The 13,423-nt window shown below is 68.0% G+C and carries 12 protein-coding genes; 6 read left to right on the forward strand and 6 right to left on the reverse strand.

Annotated features, from left to right (window positions below; translation table 11 throughout):
- Positions 1 to 16 precede the first annotated feature (16 nt).
- Entirely contained in the window at positions 17 to 1,009 is a 993-nt protein-coding gene (locus DMP23_RS34770; RefSeq protein ID WP_037808984.1) for an alpha-ketoacid dehydrogenase subunit beta, read from the reverse strand.
- The gene (gene pdhA, locus DMP23_RS34775) at positions 1,009 to 2,214 is read right to left on the reverse strand and encodes a pyruvate dehydrogenase (acetyl-transferring) E1 component subunit alpha (protein WP_037808983.1); all 1,206 of its coding nucleotides are present in this window, start codon (positions 2,212 to 2,214) and stop codon (positions 1,009 to 1,011) included. The genes DMP23_RS34770 and pdhA overlap by 1 nt, the downstream gene beginning before the upstream one ends.
- A 360-nt stretch (positions 2,215 to 2,574) precedes the next feature.
- Here pdhA and DMP23_RS34780 point away from each other — a divergent pair, with 360 nt between their 5' ends.
- Entirely contained in the window at positions 2,575 to 3,996 is a 1,422-nt protein-coding gene (locus DMP23_RS34780) for a M20/M25/M40 family metallo-hydrolase (protein ID WP_238603755.1), read from the forward strand.
- A gap of 52 nt (positions 3,997 to 4,048) precedes the next feature.
- On the opposite strand, the gene DMP23_RS34785 is transcribed toward DMP23_RS34780, so the two are convergent.
- Positions 4,049 to 5,062 carry an ABC transporter substrate-binding protein gene (locus DMP23_RS34785; protein ID WP_037808980.1) on the reverse strand — a complete coding sequence of 338 codons (1,014 nt, stop codon included), beginning with the start codon at positions 5,060 to 5,062 and terminating at the stop codon, positions 4,049 to 4,051.
- 62 nt (positions 5,063 to 5,124) lie between these two features.
- Between DMP23_RS34785 and DMP23_RS34790 the strand changes: the two genes are divergently transcribed.
- Both DMP23_RS34790 and DMP23_RS34795 read left to right on the forward strand, forming a co-directional pair.
- Entirely contained in the window at positions 5,125 to 6,147 is a 1,023-nt protein-coding gene (locus DMP23_RS34790; RefSeq protein ID WP_337823583.1) for a FecCD family ABC transporter permease, read from the forward strand.
- Entirely contained in the window at positions 6,144 to 7,124 is a 981-nt protein-coding gene (locus tag DMP23_RS34795; protein WP_051728647.1) for a FecCD family ABC transporter permease, read from the forward strand. Before DMP23_RS34790 ends, DMP23_RS34795 begins: the two co-directional genes overlap by 4 nt.
- Here DMP23_RS34795 and DMP23_RS34800 read toward each other — a convergent pair whose 3' ends face one another.
- From DMP23_RS34800 to DMP23_RS34810, 3 genes are read right to left on the reverse strand one after another with little or no spacing between them, the layout of a single operon-like run.
- Positions 7,125 to 7,967, reverse strand: a complete 843-nt coding sequence (locus DMP23_RS34800; protein WP_037808975.1) for a transglutaminase family protein — start codon at positions 7,965 to 7,967, stop codon at positions 7,125 to 7,127.
- Entirely contained in the window at positions 7,964 to 8,911 is a 948-nt protein-coding gene (locus tag DMP23_RS34805) for an alpha-E domain-containing protein (protein ID WP_337824475.1), read from the reverse strand. The genes DMP23_RS34800 and DMP23_RS34805 overlap by 4 nt, the downstream gene beginning before the upstream one ends.
- Positions 8,912 to 8,925: 14 nt before the next feature.
- A complete protein-coding gene (locus DMP23_RS34810) occupies positions 8,926 to 10,587 on the reverse strand; it encodes a circularly permuted type 2 ATP-grasp protein (protein WP_337823584.1) in 1,662 nt (553 codons plus the stop codon).
- A gap of 166 nt (positions 10,588 to 10,753) precedes the next feature.
- Here DMP23_RS34810 and DMP23_RS34815 point away from each other — a divergent pair, with 166 nt between their 5' ends.
- The 3 genes from DMP23_RS34815 to DMP23_RS34825 are packed head-to-tail and all read left to right on the forward strand — an operon-like array spanning position 10,754 to position 13,421.
- Positions 10,754 to 11,668 carry an ABC transporter substrate-binding protein gene (locus tag DMP23_RS34815; RefSeq protein WP_337823585.1) on the forward strand — a complete coding sequence of 305 codons (915 nt, stop codon included), beginning with the start codon at positions 10,754 to 10,756 and terminating at the stop codon, positions 11,666 to 11,668.
- A 23-nt stretch (positions 11,669 to 11,691) separates the two neighbouring features.
- On the forward strand, positions 11,692 to 12,651 hold the full coding sequence (locus DMP23_RS34820; protein WP_337823586.1) for an amino acid ABC transporter permease: 960 nt from the start codon (positions 11,692 to 11,694) through the stop codon (positions 12,649 to 12,651).
- Positions 12,648 to 13,421 carry an amino acid ABC transporter ATP-binding protein gene (locus tag DMP23_RS34825; RefSeq protein ID WP_037808968.1) on the forward strand — a complete coding sequence of 258 codons (774 nt, stop codon included), beginning with the start codon at positions 12,648 to 12,650 and terminating at the stop codon, positions 13,419 to 13,421. The genes DMP23_RS34820 and DMP23_RS34825 overlap by 4 nt, the downstream gene beginning before the upstream one ends.
- Positions 13,422 to 13,423 lie beyond the last annotated feature (2 nt).

The raw sequence follows: 13,423 nt of genomic DNA on the forward strand, positions 1-13,423 counted from the left end.
TTCTGCGGGAACCCCCTTACCAGGCGAGCGAACGGTCGACAGCGTGCAGGACCCGGTCGAGGTCGGGGAGGTAATGCTCCTCGAGCTTCGCAGGCGGGTACGGCGTGTCGAATCCGGTCACGCGCAGGACGGGGGACTCAAGGGAGTAGAAGCATTCCTGCTGGACCCGGGCCGCGATCTCCGAGGTCAGCGAGGATTCCGACGGCGCTTCGCTCACCGCGATGAGCCGTCCGGTCTTGCGGACCGATTCGAACACCGGTCCGAGGTCGAGCGGCGAGAGCGTGCGCAGGTCGATGACCTCCAGCGACTTGCCCTCGGACTCGGCGGCCGTAGCGGCTTCGAGCGCCACCTTCACCGACGGGCCGTACGCGACCACCGTGGCGTCCGTGCCCGCGCGCACCACCTGCGACGCGAACACCTTTGACGGCGCCGTCGATGTGTCGACCTCCATCTTCAACGCACCCGAGTGGTACAGCTTCTTGGGCTCGAAGAAGAGGATCGGGTCGTCCGAACGGATCGCCTCCTGGATGCCCCAGTAAGCGTCCACCGCGTTCGAAATCGACACCACCTTGAGGCCGGCGATGTGCGAGAACAGCGATTCCGGCGATTCCGAGTGGTGCTCCACCGCGCCGATCCCGCCGCCGAACGGCACCCGGATCACGACGGGCATCTTGACCTTGCCCTGCGTGCGGTAGTGCAGTTTCGCCAGCTGCGAGGAGATCTGGTCGAAGCCGGGGAAGATGAAGCCTTCGAACTGGATTTCGCACACCGGCCGGAAACCGCGCACGGCGAGGCCGACCGCGGTGCCGATGATGCCCGATTCGGCCAGCGGCGTGTCCAGCACGCGCTGCTCGCCGAAGTCCTTCTGCAGCCCGTCGGTGATCCGGAAGACGCCGCCGAGCTTGCCGACGTCCTCCCCCATGATCAGGACCTTCGGGTCCTCCTCCATCGCGCGCCGGAGACCGAGGTTGAGCGCCTTGCCGATCGTGAGCTTCTGCAGATCAGTCATCAGTGCTCACCTGCCGCGGCAAACCCGTCGAGATAGGACAGATACTCCTCGCGCTGCGCTTCCAGCACCGGCGAGGGTTCTGCGTACACCTGGGAAAACACCCGGTCCGGCGGCGGCTCGGGCATGTTGAACGTGTAGTCGCGCAGGTCCGCGGCGAACTGATCCGCCTCGGCCTGGACGCTGTCGAAGAACGCCTGGTCGGCGTGGCCGTTCCGAGCCAGGAACGCGCGCACGCGCTCGATCGGGTCCTTGAGCTTCCACTCCTCCAGCTCGTCCGAGAGCCGGTAGCGGGTGGGGTCGTCGGTGGTGGTGTGCGCGTCCATCCGGTAGGTGAACGCCTCGATCAGCACCGGGCCGTTGCCGTGCCGGCATTCCTCCAGCGCCCACCGGGTGACGGCGAGGCAGGCGAGGACGTCGTTGCCGTCCACGCGGATGCCGGGGAAGCCGTAGCCGCGGGCGCGCTGGTACAGCGGCAGCCGCGACTGGCGTTCGGTCGGCTCGGAAATCGCCCACTGGTTGTTCTGGCAGAAGAAGACCAGCGGCGCGTCGTACACCGCGGCCCAGACGAAACCTTCGTGCACGTCGCCCTGCGAAGTCGCGCCGTCACCGAAGTAGCAGATGGTGGCCTCGCCACCCTCGTCGCCGACCTTGCCCTCGAACTTCTGGCCCATCGCGTAACCGGCCGCGTTGAGCACCTGGTTGCCGATGACGATCGTGTACGGGTGGAACCGGTGGGCCTGGTAGTCCCAGCCGCTGTGGTCGGTGCACCGGAAAATCCCGATCAGGTCGCGCATGTCGACGCCGCGGGTGTACGCGACGCCGTGCTCGCGGTAGCTCGGGAACGCCATGTCGCGCGGCTGCAGCGCGCGGCCGGACCCGACCTGCGCGGCTTCCTGGCCGAGCAGCGGCACCCAGATGCCCAGCTGCCCCTGCCGCTGCATCGCGTTGGCCTCGCGGTCCGCGCGGCGCACCAGCACCATGTCGCGGTAGAGGTTCTTCAGCGTTTCGTCGTCGACGTCCTCGACGTAGCGGTCGAACCGCTCGGACGGGACCCGCTGGCCCTCGGGGGTGAGCAGCTGAGTGAGCTCAGCGCCACCTTCGCTTGTCGCTCGCAAACCGGCGATCACCTGTTCGGGGGAAGGCTGGGCCGCTACGGCGGCCGGCCCGTCTCCAGGTTCCGGGTGCGTCCACTGTTCGGACGGCATGAGCTGTTCTCCTCGGTGTCGGCGCCGCGAGCGGCCGCTTGTGGCGGCCACAGCGACTGCACCGGCGGGGACCGGCTCCTCGGGTCCGAGGCTCCCGGCCACCGTCGGCGTTGACGGTTCGTGGCCACATCCTGGCACGAGAATTGCTCCGATGGAGAGCGGCAGTTGCTGATTTGTTGCTGAGAAAACCTCGCTGAACAGGGGAAACGCTTGGAAGCCCGAGTATGGGAGAGGCGATGGTCGGGCGGCCATCCCGCGTCCTACCTGCCCTCGCGGGCGACGGCGGCTCGGCTATGCGGACTGAGCACTCGAGACGTTCACTCGTGCCGGTGACGTCGGTCACCGTGGCAAGATGGCGCTGTGGAACAAAAATCCGTACGCGAATCCGTGGTCTCGACGTGGATCAACGACGTCACGCCGAGCCTGTCCGGTCTGGTCGCGATCCCCGCGCTGTCCCCGGCGTTCGACGCGGACTGGGCGTCGACCGGGCATCTCGCCGCCGCCGTCCAGCACGTCAAGACCTACCTCGAGGGGCGCGACCTGCCGGGCGCGCGGATCGAGGTCGTCGAGCTGGAAGGCCGTTCCCCGCTGCTGTTTGTCGACGTGCCGGCCACCCCGGGCGCGACAAACAAGGGCACCGTCCTGATGTACGGCCACCTGGACAAGCAGCCCCCGGTCGGCGGCTGGTCCGAGGGCCTCGACCCGTGGACGCCGGTGATCCGCGACGGGCGGCTGTACGGCCGCGGTTCGGTGGACGACGGCTACTCCGGGTACGCGGCCAGTGCCGCGCTGGAAGCGGTGCACGCGGCCGGCGGCGAACACGCGCGCATCGCGCTGCTGCTGGAAACCGGCGAGGAATCCGGCAGCCCGGACCTGCCCGCTTACCTGGAGCACCTGAGCGCGCGGCTCGGCGAAGTCAGCCTCGTCGTGTGCCTCGACGCGGGCGGCATGGACTACGAGCGGTTGTGGCTCACCACCAGCCTGCGCGGCATGGTGCACCTGACGGTCAACGTCCAGCTGCTCGCCACCGCGCAGCACTCCGGCCTGGCCAGCGGGGTCGTCGCGAGTTCGTTCCGCGTGCTGCGGCAGTTGCTGGAGCGCATCGAGAACTCGGAAACCGGCGAGATCAAGCTGTCCGAGCTGAACGTCGAGGTGCCGGCCAGCCGCCGCGCCGAGATCGAGGCGGTCGCGGAGGTGGCCCCGGACGCGCTGCGCACCGCGTTCCCGTTGGTGAGCGGCGGAAAGACGGTGTCCGAGGACGCGCTTGAGCTGCTGCTGAACAACTACTGGCGGCCGACGCTGTCGATCATCGGCGGCGAAGGGCTCCCGCTGCCCGCCGAAGCGGGCAACGTGCTGCGGCAGAGCACCACCCTCACGCTGAGCTTCCGCCTGCCGCCCACGGCGGTCGCGGACGACGCGCTGGCGGCGATCAAGCGGGTGCTGACCACGGATGTTCCGTACGGCGCGAAGGTCACCATCGCCGAGGACCAGCAGGCGGAGAACGGCTGGAACGCGCCGGAAGAAGCCGCGTGGCTCACTGACGCGCTGCGCCGGGTCGACGACGAGGTGTTCGGCCGTCCGCACCGCGCCGCGGGCATGGGCGGGTCGATCCCGTTCATGGGCCTGCTCGGCGAGAAGTACCCGGAGGCGCAGTTCCTGGTCACCGGCGCGTGCGGGGCGGACTCGAACATCCACGTGCCCGACGAGTGGCTGAACCTGGACTACGCCCAGCAGGTCACCGAAGCGGTGGCGCACCTCCTGGACGCGCACGCCCGCAGCTGACGGTTCGCGTGAATGCCTGCGCCGGTTTCGCTCCGGCGCAGGCATTCGCACGTCAGGCGAACTTGGCCAGCGCGTCGGCGACCCGGGTCTGCTCGGGTGCGAACCGCTGGTACGAGAACGGCGTCTCGTTGTTCCACGGGATCAGCTTGCCCGCCTTCACCGCGGGCAGCTGCTGCCAGGTCGGGACGCCGCCGAGCCCGTCCGGGCCGAGCGACAGCGAACCGCCGCGCGAGTCGTACATGATCACGTCGGCCGAGTATTTGCCGACGTTCTCCCAGCTCACCTGCTCGTAGTAGCCGCCCTGGCTCTCGTCGGGCTTCTCCGGCAGGACGAAGTGCATTCCCTTGTCCTGGTAGTGCTTCGAGGTCGCGAACTTCGAAGGGTTGGCCACGTACACCGTGTCCTTCTGCGCGGACAGCAGCACGACCTTCAGTCCGGCCGTCTTCTTGACCGCGTCGGCGAACTTGGCGTCCGCGGCCTCGTACTTCTCCTTCGCCTGCTGGATTTCCGGCGTCGCGACGTTCGCGCCGAGCGCCTTCGCCAGCGCCTCGAACTTCGCGATCCCTTGCGGCATCGCGATGTCCTGCAGTCCGATGCCGACACTCGGCGCGGCCTTGTCCACCTTGTCCGCCAAGGTGTCCGGCACGTACCACATCTGCTGCTTCAGGTACATCACGCTGACCAGCAGCTGCGGGTTCAGCGACACGAACTTGTCGAAGTTGAACTCGTTCCAGACGTTGCCCAGCGAGGTCACCGACTTCAGGTCGACGCCGCCCGCTTGCGGATCGGTCTTGCCGTCCGGCAGCTTCGACGGGCCGAAGATCCCCACCGATTTCACGCCGAAGTCCCACAGCGCGGCCGCGGCGGTCACCTGTGCGACGATCCGCTGTGGACGTTCGCCGCTGAGCTTGCGGCCGCGGTCGTCGGTGAAGGACCACGTCGCGCCGCCGCCGGCAGCGGGCTGGTCGTCTTTGTACCCGCAGGCGCTCAGCAGGCCGAGGGTGCCCGCGGCGGCGGTGCCGGCGAGAAAACCGCGGCGGGACAGCCGCGCCGGTGAGAGGGTCATCGGAACTCCGGAGGATCGGGTGAGGTACCGCCTGAGGTTAGCCTTGCCTTAGGGTGAACGCCATGGTCCTGCTTGGGGAGCGCGTCACATCCCGGCGCTGGGGCGTTCGCGCGACAGTCCTGGTCGCGGCGCTCGTCGCCCTCGTCGCGGTGGTGGTGCTGTCCATCGCCTTCGGCTCCAACCGGTTGCCGCTCGGCAGCGTCTGGCACGCCTTGTTCTCCTACAGCGGCACGTTCGAGGACGTGGTGATCCGCGACGACCGGCTGCCCCGGACGCTGCTCGGGCTGGCCGTCGGCGTCGGGCTCGGCCTGGCCGGCGCACTGCTGCAGGCGATCACGCGCAACCCGGTCGCCGACCCCGGCCTGCTCGGCATCAACCACGGCGCGGCGGTCGCGATCGTCCTGGGCGGCGCGGTGTTCTCGGTGTCTTCGCCGCAGCAGCTGGTGTGGTTCGCCTTCTTCGGCGCGCTGGCCGGAACGGTCCTGGTCACGGTGATCGGCGGCTCGGTGAGCCCGCTGCGGCTGGTGCTCGCGGGCGTCGCGGTGCAGGCCGTGTTCGTCGGGATCAACCAGGGCATGCAGATGATCAACACGCACAGCCTCGACCAGATGCGGTACTGGCTCGTCGGCTCGCTGGTGAACCGGAACCTCGACAGCCTCGCCGGGCTGCTGCCGTTCTTCCTGGCCGCCCTGGTGGTCGCGGGAGTGCTCGCCCGGCCGCTCAACGCGGTCGCGCTCGGGGACGACAGCGCGCGCGGGCTCGGCGCGAATCCGGTGCTGACCCGCGCGGTCGGCATGATCGCGGTCGGTCTGCTTTCCGCGACCGCGACCGCGACCGCGGCGTGCGGGCCCATCGCGTTCGTCGGACTGATGATCCCGCACGTCGTGCGCGCGCTGGTCGGCCAGGACGAACGGTGGGTGCTGCCGTTGTCCGCGCTGCTCGGGCCGGTGCTGCTGCTCGGCTGCGACGTGCTCGGCCGGCTGCTCGGCGGCAACGGCGAAATCCAGGTGGGCCTGATGACGGACGTGATCGGCGGCATCGCCTTCGTGATCGTGGCGCGGCGGTTGAAGGCGGTGCGGCGATGAGGACGTGGGTGGTCGTCGGACTGCTGACGCTGGTGGCGGCGGTGCTTCTGGTGCTCGCCGTGGGCACCGGCGATTACGAGATGTCGCCGCTCGAAGTGCTGCAGACGCTCGCCGGATCCGGCACGAAGGCGCAGTACCTGGTCGTCACCGGTCGGTTGCCGCGTGCGTTGGTGGCGATCTTCGTCGGCGTCGCGCTCGCGCTGGCGGGCACGGTCTTCCAGACGGTGACCCGGAATCCGCTCGGCAGCCCGGACATCATCGGCTTCACCACCGGCTCGGCGACCGGCGGGATCATGATGATCCTGCTGTTCGGCGCGGGCCCCGGCCTGGTGTCGGTCGGCGCGGTCGCGGGCGGCCTGCTCACCGCGTTGCTGGTCACCGCGCTGTGCGCGCCGCACGGTTTGCTCAGCTCACGGCTGGTGCTGCTGGGCATCGCGGTGAGCGCGGTGCTGGCCGGGGTGAACGGTTACCTGCTGGTGCAAGCGAAACTCGAAGCCGCGGCACAGGCGGTCGGCTGGCTGACCGGCGATCTCGCCGGTCGTGACTGGAACTACTTCATCCCGCTGTGCCTGGCCGTCGTGGTGCTCGCGCCGTTCATCTTCGTGCACCAGCCCGCGCTGCGAATGCTGGAAATGGGCGACGACGCCGCGGTCGCCGTAGGCGTCGCGGTGCCGCGAGTGCGTGCGGTGGTGCTGCTGGCGGCGGTCGCGTTGGCCGCTTCCGCGACCGCGGCGGCCGGGCCGATCCCGTTCGTCGCCCTTGCCGCGCCGCAACTCGCCCGCCGCCTGACCCGTCGACCGGGACCGAACCTGCTCGCCTCCGCGGCGATGGGTGCGGTGCTGGTGCTGGCGGCGGACTTTGTGGGCCAGCGGGTCCTGGACGCTTCGCTGTTGCCGGTGGGCGTCGTCGCGGCGGCGCTGGGCGGCGGGTATCTGTTGTGGCTGTTGACCGTTTCCCGGCGCCGCCAGACCGCGTGATCAAGCCATCCTGGTCAGTTCCACCGAGACATCCAAAGTGGACTGGCTGGCCCCGGTGAAGATCCCCTTCAACGGAGCCACGTCCGCGTAATCGCGGCCGGTCGCGACCCACACGTGCCGCGGCCCGACCGGGATCGCGTTCGTCGGGTCGTGCGCCCACCAGCCGCCGGTCCACACGTCGACCCAGGCGTGGCTTTCGCCCTCGACCTTCTCGCCGAGCTTGGCCTCGGGCTTGGTGTGCAGGTAGCCCGAGCAGTACCGCGCCGGGATGCCGATCGCGCGCAGCATCACCAGCGAGACGTGCGCGAAGTCCTGGCACACGCCCTCGCGCGCTCGCCACGAATCGGTCGCCGTGCTGTGCACACCAGTGGTGCCCGGCTGGTATTTCAACTGCTCGTTCACCCAGCCGCAGATCGCGAGCACCGCGTCCGCCGGGTCCAAGCCCTTGCGCAGCGCTCGGGCCTGTTTGGACAGTTCCTGGTCGTTCGGCGTGTACGGCGTCGGCGTCAAATACTCCGTGCGCTGATCGCGGACGGTCTCGCTCTGCAGTTCCTTCCACGTCGCCGAACGCACCGGTTCCGCCTCGTCCGCGGTCTCCACGACGGACGTCGCGAGCACGGTGAACTCGGTGTGCGGCGCGTGCAGGTCGAACGAGGTGACGTCGGTGCCCCAGTAATCGGTGTAGCGATAGGCCCGGGTGGCCGGGGAGGTTTCGATGCGAGTGGCCAACGTGGTCTGCCGCCGGTCGGAGCGCGGGGTGAGCCGGGCTTCGTTGTACGACTGGGTGGCCGGGGTCGCGTACCGGTAGCCGGTCCGGTGCGTCACCCGCAGTTGCCAGCTCACAGGGACACCTCCGCGCCGCTCCACGCCACCCACGGCGACGTGTGGAAGTACTGAATGGACACTGCTTCCCCGACTTCCTTGATCGCTTCCTGCAATCCGCGCAACCGGCGCGGCAGGTCGTCCAGCAGTGCCGCGGGGTGGAGGAATTCCAGCTCGCTGCGGGCACGGCCGAGCAGCCGGACGGCCTCGGACTTTTCGTTGCCCCGAGCGTTGATTCCCGGATCGAGCTGGCGTAAACAATCCTCCGCCTGGCGCAGCGCGTGGAATACCGAACGCGGGAACAACGTGTCCCTGAGCAGGAATTGCACCACGCGCGCCGCGTCGAGCGCGCCGCGGTTAGTGCGCAGGTACGTGTCCTGCGCGCCGGCTGATCGAAGCACGGTCATCCACCCCGGCGACGACGCGCGGTCGGAAACTCGCGAAAGCAGCAGCCGCACCACCATGTCCGCGCGTTCGACCGATCGGCCGAGCACGAGGAACAGCCAGCCGTCGTCGCGGCTCATCGTGGAATCGGCGAGCCCGGCGAACATCGCCGCCCGTTCCTCCACAAAGGACAGAAAGGCATGCGGTCCGGCGCGGCGGGCGTAACGCTGCCGGTCCGGTACCGCGTTCCACGTCGCGTTCAGGCATTCCCACAGCTCGGTCGAAACGACCTCGCGCGCGCCGCGGGTGTTCTCTCGCGCGGAGTTGATCCAACCGACGATGGACGACGGATTGTCCTTCGCGTAGGCGACCAGTTCGGTCAGCTTCCACACGTCGAGCGCGTCGCCCGCGTCGAACGGGATGCCGAGCACGGCGAGCAGTTGACGGCTGACGTGGTCCGGATCGACGCTCGCGTCTTCCAGCAGCTGATGCACCGAGACGTTCAGGATGCGGGAGGTGTCGTCGGCGCGTTCGACGTAACGGCCGATCCAGTACAGCGACTCCGCGTTGCGGGCCAGCATCATGTTTCCCTCCCTCAGCTCTGTTGCTGCTGTTGTTGCTGCTGCGACGTGGACAGTTCCGGACCCTGTTCCGCGGCGACACCGTCCACAGCGGACACGTCGCCGAGCGCGGGACGGTCGAGCTCCTGCTCCGACGTCGAGGACCGCGAAGCGAGCACCCAGGTGTCCTTCGAACCGCCGCCTTGGGACGAGTTCACCACCAGGCTGCCCTCGGGCAGCGCGACCCGGGTGAGCCCGCCGGGGAGAACGAAGATTTCCTTGCCGTCGTTGACCGCGAACGGCCGCAGGTCGACGTGCCGCGGCGCGAGCCGGTCGTCCACCTTGGACGGAACGGTCGACAGCTGCACCACCGGCTGCGCGATCCAGCCGCGCCGGTTCGCGCGCACCTTGCGACGCAACGCGTCCAGCTCCTTTTTGGACGCATCCGGCCCGAAGACGATGCCGTATCCGCCGGAACCCTCGACCGGCTTGATCACCAATTCGTCGGCGTGCTGCATGACGTGGTCGAACTCGTCGGGCAGCCAGCACCGGAATGTGTCCACATTGGGCAGAATGGGTTTCTCGTTCAGGTAGTAGCGCACCATTTCCGGCACGTAGGTGTAGACGAGCTTGTCGTCGCCGACGCCGTTGCCGACCGCGTTCGCCACCACCACGTTGCCCGCGCGGGCCGCGTTGAGGATGCCCGCGACGCCGAGCACCGAATCCGGCCGGTGGTGCACTGGGTCGAGGAACTCGTCGTCGATCCGCCGGTAGATCACGTCGACCTGGCGTTCGCCCTCGGTGGTGCGGAGGTAGACCACGTTGTCGCGGCAGAACATGTCACGGCCCTCGACGAGCTCCACGCCCATCAGCCGGGCGAGCAGCGAATGCTCGAAGTAGGCCGAGTTGTAGACGCCGGGGGTGAGCACGACGACCATCGGGTCGGCGACGTTCGGCGCGGCCGCCGCTCGCAGTGCGCGAAGCAGGTGTGACGCATAGTCACCGACCGGCCGGACCCGGTGTCGCGCGAACAGGTCCGGGAACACGCGCGCCATCGTGCGCCGGTTCTCCATCACGTAGGACACGCCGGACGGGTTGCGGAGATTGTCCTCCAGGACCCGGAAAGTGCCCTCCTCGTCGCGGACGAGGTCGACGCCGGAGACGTGGATCCGCACGCCGTTGGGCGGTTTGATCCCGTAGGCCTCGCGGTGGAAGTGCTCGCACGAGGTGATCAGCCTGCGCGGCAGGACGCCGTCGCGCAGGATCTGCCGGTCGCCGTAGACGTCGGCGAGGAACGCCTCCAGCGCCCGGACACGCTGGGTCACGCCGCGCTCGAGCCGGGACCATTCGGTCGCCTGGATGACGCGGGGCACGAGGTCGAGCGGGAACGGCCGTTCCTGGCCGGACAGCGAGAACGTGATCCCCTGGTCCACCATCGCCCGGTCGAGGGCCTGCGAGCGGTTGGTGAGGTCGCTGGCGTCGAGGGCGGCGATCGAGCCGTACAGCGCTCGGTACGGCCCGCGGACCGTGCCGTCGGGCGCGAACATCTCGTCGTACGCGCCGGCGTGCGGCCGCTCCGGGGCGAGGTATCCGTCGAACTGCGCGCCGGGCCGGGCCGCGCGGCGGCCTTTCACCGTTCGCGCACGTCGTCCGGCTGGCGGCAGCCGGGGACCGGGGTTGCTGTTCATGGGAGACATCCTGACTTACCGCGCCGGACGGCCGTGACACCCGTCTTCCGGCAAGTCCTGTGCGAAACTTCCCCGTGACGCAGCAGTGCTGTGCATACCCGCTTCCGGGTGGCAATATGCCAGCTCTCAGCCCTTGAGAACTACGAGGAGTGACGAAGTGGCCCGAGGACAGCAAATGAAGGCGCTCGCCCTTCTCCCCGCTTTCGCGCTGGTCGGCATGACGATGGCGTGCGGCGCGGGCGGCAACGGAGCCGGCGGCACCGACGCCGGCGCCAGCCAGGCTCCCGGCGGCGACGCGGCGCCGACCGCGCAGAAGGACGCGGCGCTGGCCGGGATGGTGCCCGCCGACATCAAGGCCGACGGCAAGATCGTGATCGGGCAGGACCAGACCTACCCGCCGAACGAATTCGTCGAGAACGGCAAGGCGACCGGCTTCGACGTCGACCTCGCCACCGCGGTCGGCCAGGTGCTCGGCGTCCAGACGGAGTTCCAGAACTCGGCGTTCGACGGCATCATTCCCGGTATTTCGGCGAAGAAGTACGAAATGGGCATCTCGTCGTTCACGATCAACGCCGAGCGGATGCAGACCGTCGACATGATCTCGTACTACAGCGCCGGCACCTCGCTCGCGGTGCTCAAGGGCAATCCGGACAAACTGTCGGTGGACGACCTGTGCGGTAAGAATGTGGCCGTGCAGAAGGGCACCACGCAGGTCGACGATCTCGGCAAGCGCAACACCGCGTGCACCAAGGCGGGCAAGCAGCCGATCAACATCACCCAGTTCCAGGCGCAGACCGACGTGAACCTGGCGCTGACCGCGAAGCGCGTGCAGGCCGAGCTCGCCGACTCGCCGGTGATCGACTACGCGGTCAAGCAGACCGGCGGCCAGCTCGAGTCCGCGGGCGCGCCGTACGACACCGCGCCGTACGGGATCGTGCTGCCGAAGGGCAGCGGCGAGTTCGGCAAGGCGATCCAGGGCGCCGTGCAGAAGCTGATCGACAGCGGAATCTACAAGAAGATCCTCGACAAGTGGGGCTTGTCGGGTTCCGGTGCCATCACCAAGTCGGAGATCAACCCGTCCGCTTCCTGACGAAACTGAGGACTTAGTTACTCGTGTCCACTCCCCCCGGCCCCGCCGATTCCTGGCAGGAGGTCGACACCACCCCGATCAAGGCGGTCCCGGTCCGGCATTACGGACGCTGGATCGCCGGCGTGATCATCGTGTTCGTCGCGTTCATCGTGATCCGCAGCGTGGTCACGAATTCCGCGTTGCAGTGGCCGGTCGTCGGCGAGTACCTCTTCGACGGCCGGATCATCAACGGCCTGCGGAACACGTTGCTGCTCACGGTGCTCTCGATGCTCATCGGCATTGTCGGCGGCGTACTGCTCGCGGTGATGCGACTGTCGCCGAACCTGCTGATGTCGGGCGCGGCGTCGATTTACATCTGGTTGTTCCGCGGCACGCCGTTGATCGCTCAGCTGGTGATCTGGAACTTCCTGGCGCTGGCGTACCCGAAGATCGGACTCGGCATTCCGTTCGGGCCGACCTTCATCAGCTGGGACACGAACACGCTGATCAACCAGTTCGTCGCCTCGTTGCTGGGCCTCGGTCTCAACGAGGCGGCGTACATGGCGGAAATCGTCCGCGGCGGCCTCCAGTCCGTCGACAGCGGTCAGCTGGAAGCGTCGTCCGCACTGGGCATGAGCCGGGGCAAGACCTTGCGCCGGATCATCCTGCCGCAGGCGATGCGGGTGATCATCCCGCCCACCGGCAACGAGACCATCTCGATGTTGAAGACCACGTCGCTGGTCGTCGTCATCGGATACTTCGAGCTGTTCGTGTCGGCGCAGACGATTTATTCGCAGAACTACAAGACGGTTCCGCTGCTGATCGTCGCGGCGACGTGGTATTTGTTCATGACGTCGGTGCTGACGATCGTGCAGCTTTACATCGAGCGGTATTTCGCCCGCGGCACTTCAAGGGCGACCGCACAGCGGAACAAGTGGGGGTCGCGAATGCTGGGCTACCGCTTCGGCCGTGGTGGCAGCGGCGGCGGAGGTGGCGTGCAGTGACTCCCGTCGTTTCCGCGCAAAAGGTGTGCAAGAGCTTCGGCTCCCTGGACGTGCTCAAGGGCATCGACCTGGAAGTGCACGACCGAGAGGTGCTCTGCCTGATCGGCCCGTCCGGTTCCGGCAAGTCCACCCTGCTGCGCTGCATCAATCACCTGGAGAAAATCGACGCGGGCAGACTGTATGTCGACGGAGTGCTAGTCGGCTACCGCGAACGCGGCGGCCGGTTGCACGAGCTGCGAGACAAGGAAATCGCGGCGCAGCGCAAGAACATCGGCATGGTTTTCCAGCGGTTTAATCTGTTCCCGCACATGACAGCGCTGGAAAATGTCATGGAGGCCCCGGTCCAGGTCCGCCGGGAACCGAAGGCACAGGTCCGGGAGCGGGCCTTGGAACTGCTGGACCGAGTCGGCCTGGCAGACAAGGCACGTTCCTACCCCGGCCAGCTTTCGGGCGGCCAGCAGCAACGGGTCGCCATCGCACGCGCGCTGGCGATGCAACCGAAGCTGATGCTCTTCGACGAACCAACGTCCGCTTTGGACCCAGAACTGGTGGGCGACGTCCTAGGCGTCATGCGCCAACTGGCGAAGGACGGCATGACGATGGTCGTGGTAACCCACGAAATGCAGTTCGCCCGCGAGGTAGCCGACAAGGTCTTCTTCATGGACGGCGGGGTTGTCGTGGAGTCCGGTTCTCCGGATGAGGTCATCGGGGATCCGAAGCATGAACGGACTAAGTCGTTCTTGGCTCGGGTGTTGAATCCGAACGCTTGAGG

Source organism: Amycolatopsis sp. A1MSW2902, assembly GCF_017312175.1.
GTDB classification, from domain to species: domain Bacteria; phylum Actinomycetota; class Actinomycetes; order Mycobacteriales; family Pseudonocardiaceae; genus Amycolatopsis; species Amycolatopsis nivea.

Bases quoted from the DNA above. Each gene is read 5' to 3' on its own strand.
- DMP23_RS34805 (WP_337824475.1), bottom strand. From the start codon at position 8,911: ATGCTGGCCCGCAACGCGGAGTCGCTGTACTGGATCGGCCGTTACGTC.
- pdhA (WP_037808983.1), bottom strand. From the start codon at position 2,214: ATGCCGTCCGAACAGTGGACGCACCCGGAACCTGGAGACGGGCCGGCC.
- DMP23_RS34810 (WP_337823584.1), bottom strand. From the start codon at position 10,587: ATGTCTCCCATGAACAGCAACCCCGGTCCCCGGCTGCCGCCAGCCGGA.
- DMP23_RS34785 (WP_037808980.1), bottom strand. From the start codon at position 5,062: ATGACCCTCTCACCGGCGCGGCTGTCCCGCCGCGGTTTTCTCGCCGGC.
- DMP23_RS34790 (WP_337823583.1), top strand. From the start codon at position 5,125: ATGGTCCTGCTTGGGGAGCGCGTCACATCCCGGCGCTGGGGCGTTCGC.
- DMP23_RS34815 (WP_337823585.1), top strand. From the start codon at position 10,754: ATGAAGGCGCTCGCCCTTCTCCCCGCTTTCGCGCTGGTCGGCATGACG.
- DMP23_RS34770 (WP_037808984.1), bottom strand. From the start codon at position 1,009: ATGACTGATCTGCAGAAGCTCACGATCGGCAAGGCGCTCAACCTCGGT.
- DMP23_RS34795 (WP_051728647.1), top strand. From the start codon at position 6,144: ATGAGGACGTGGGTGGTCGTCGGACTGCTGACGCTGGTGGCGGCGGTG.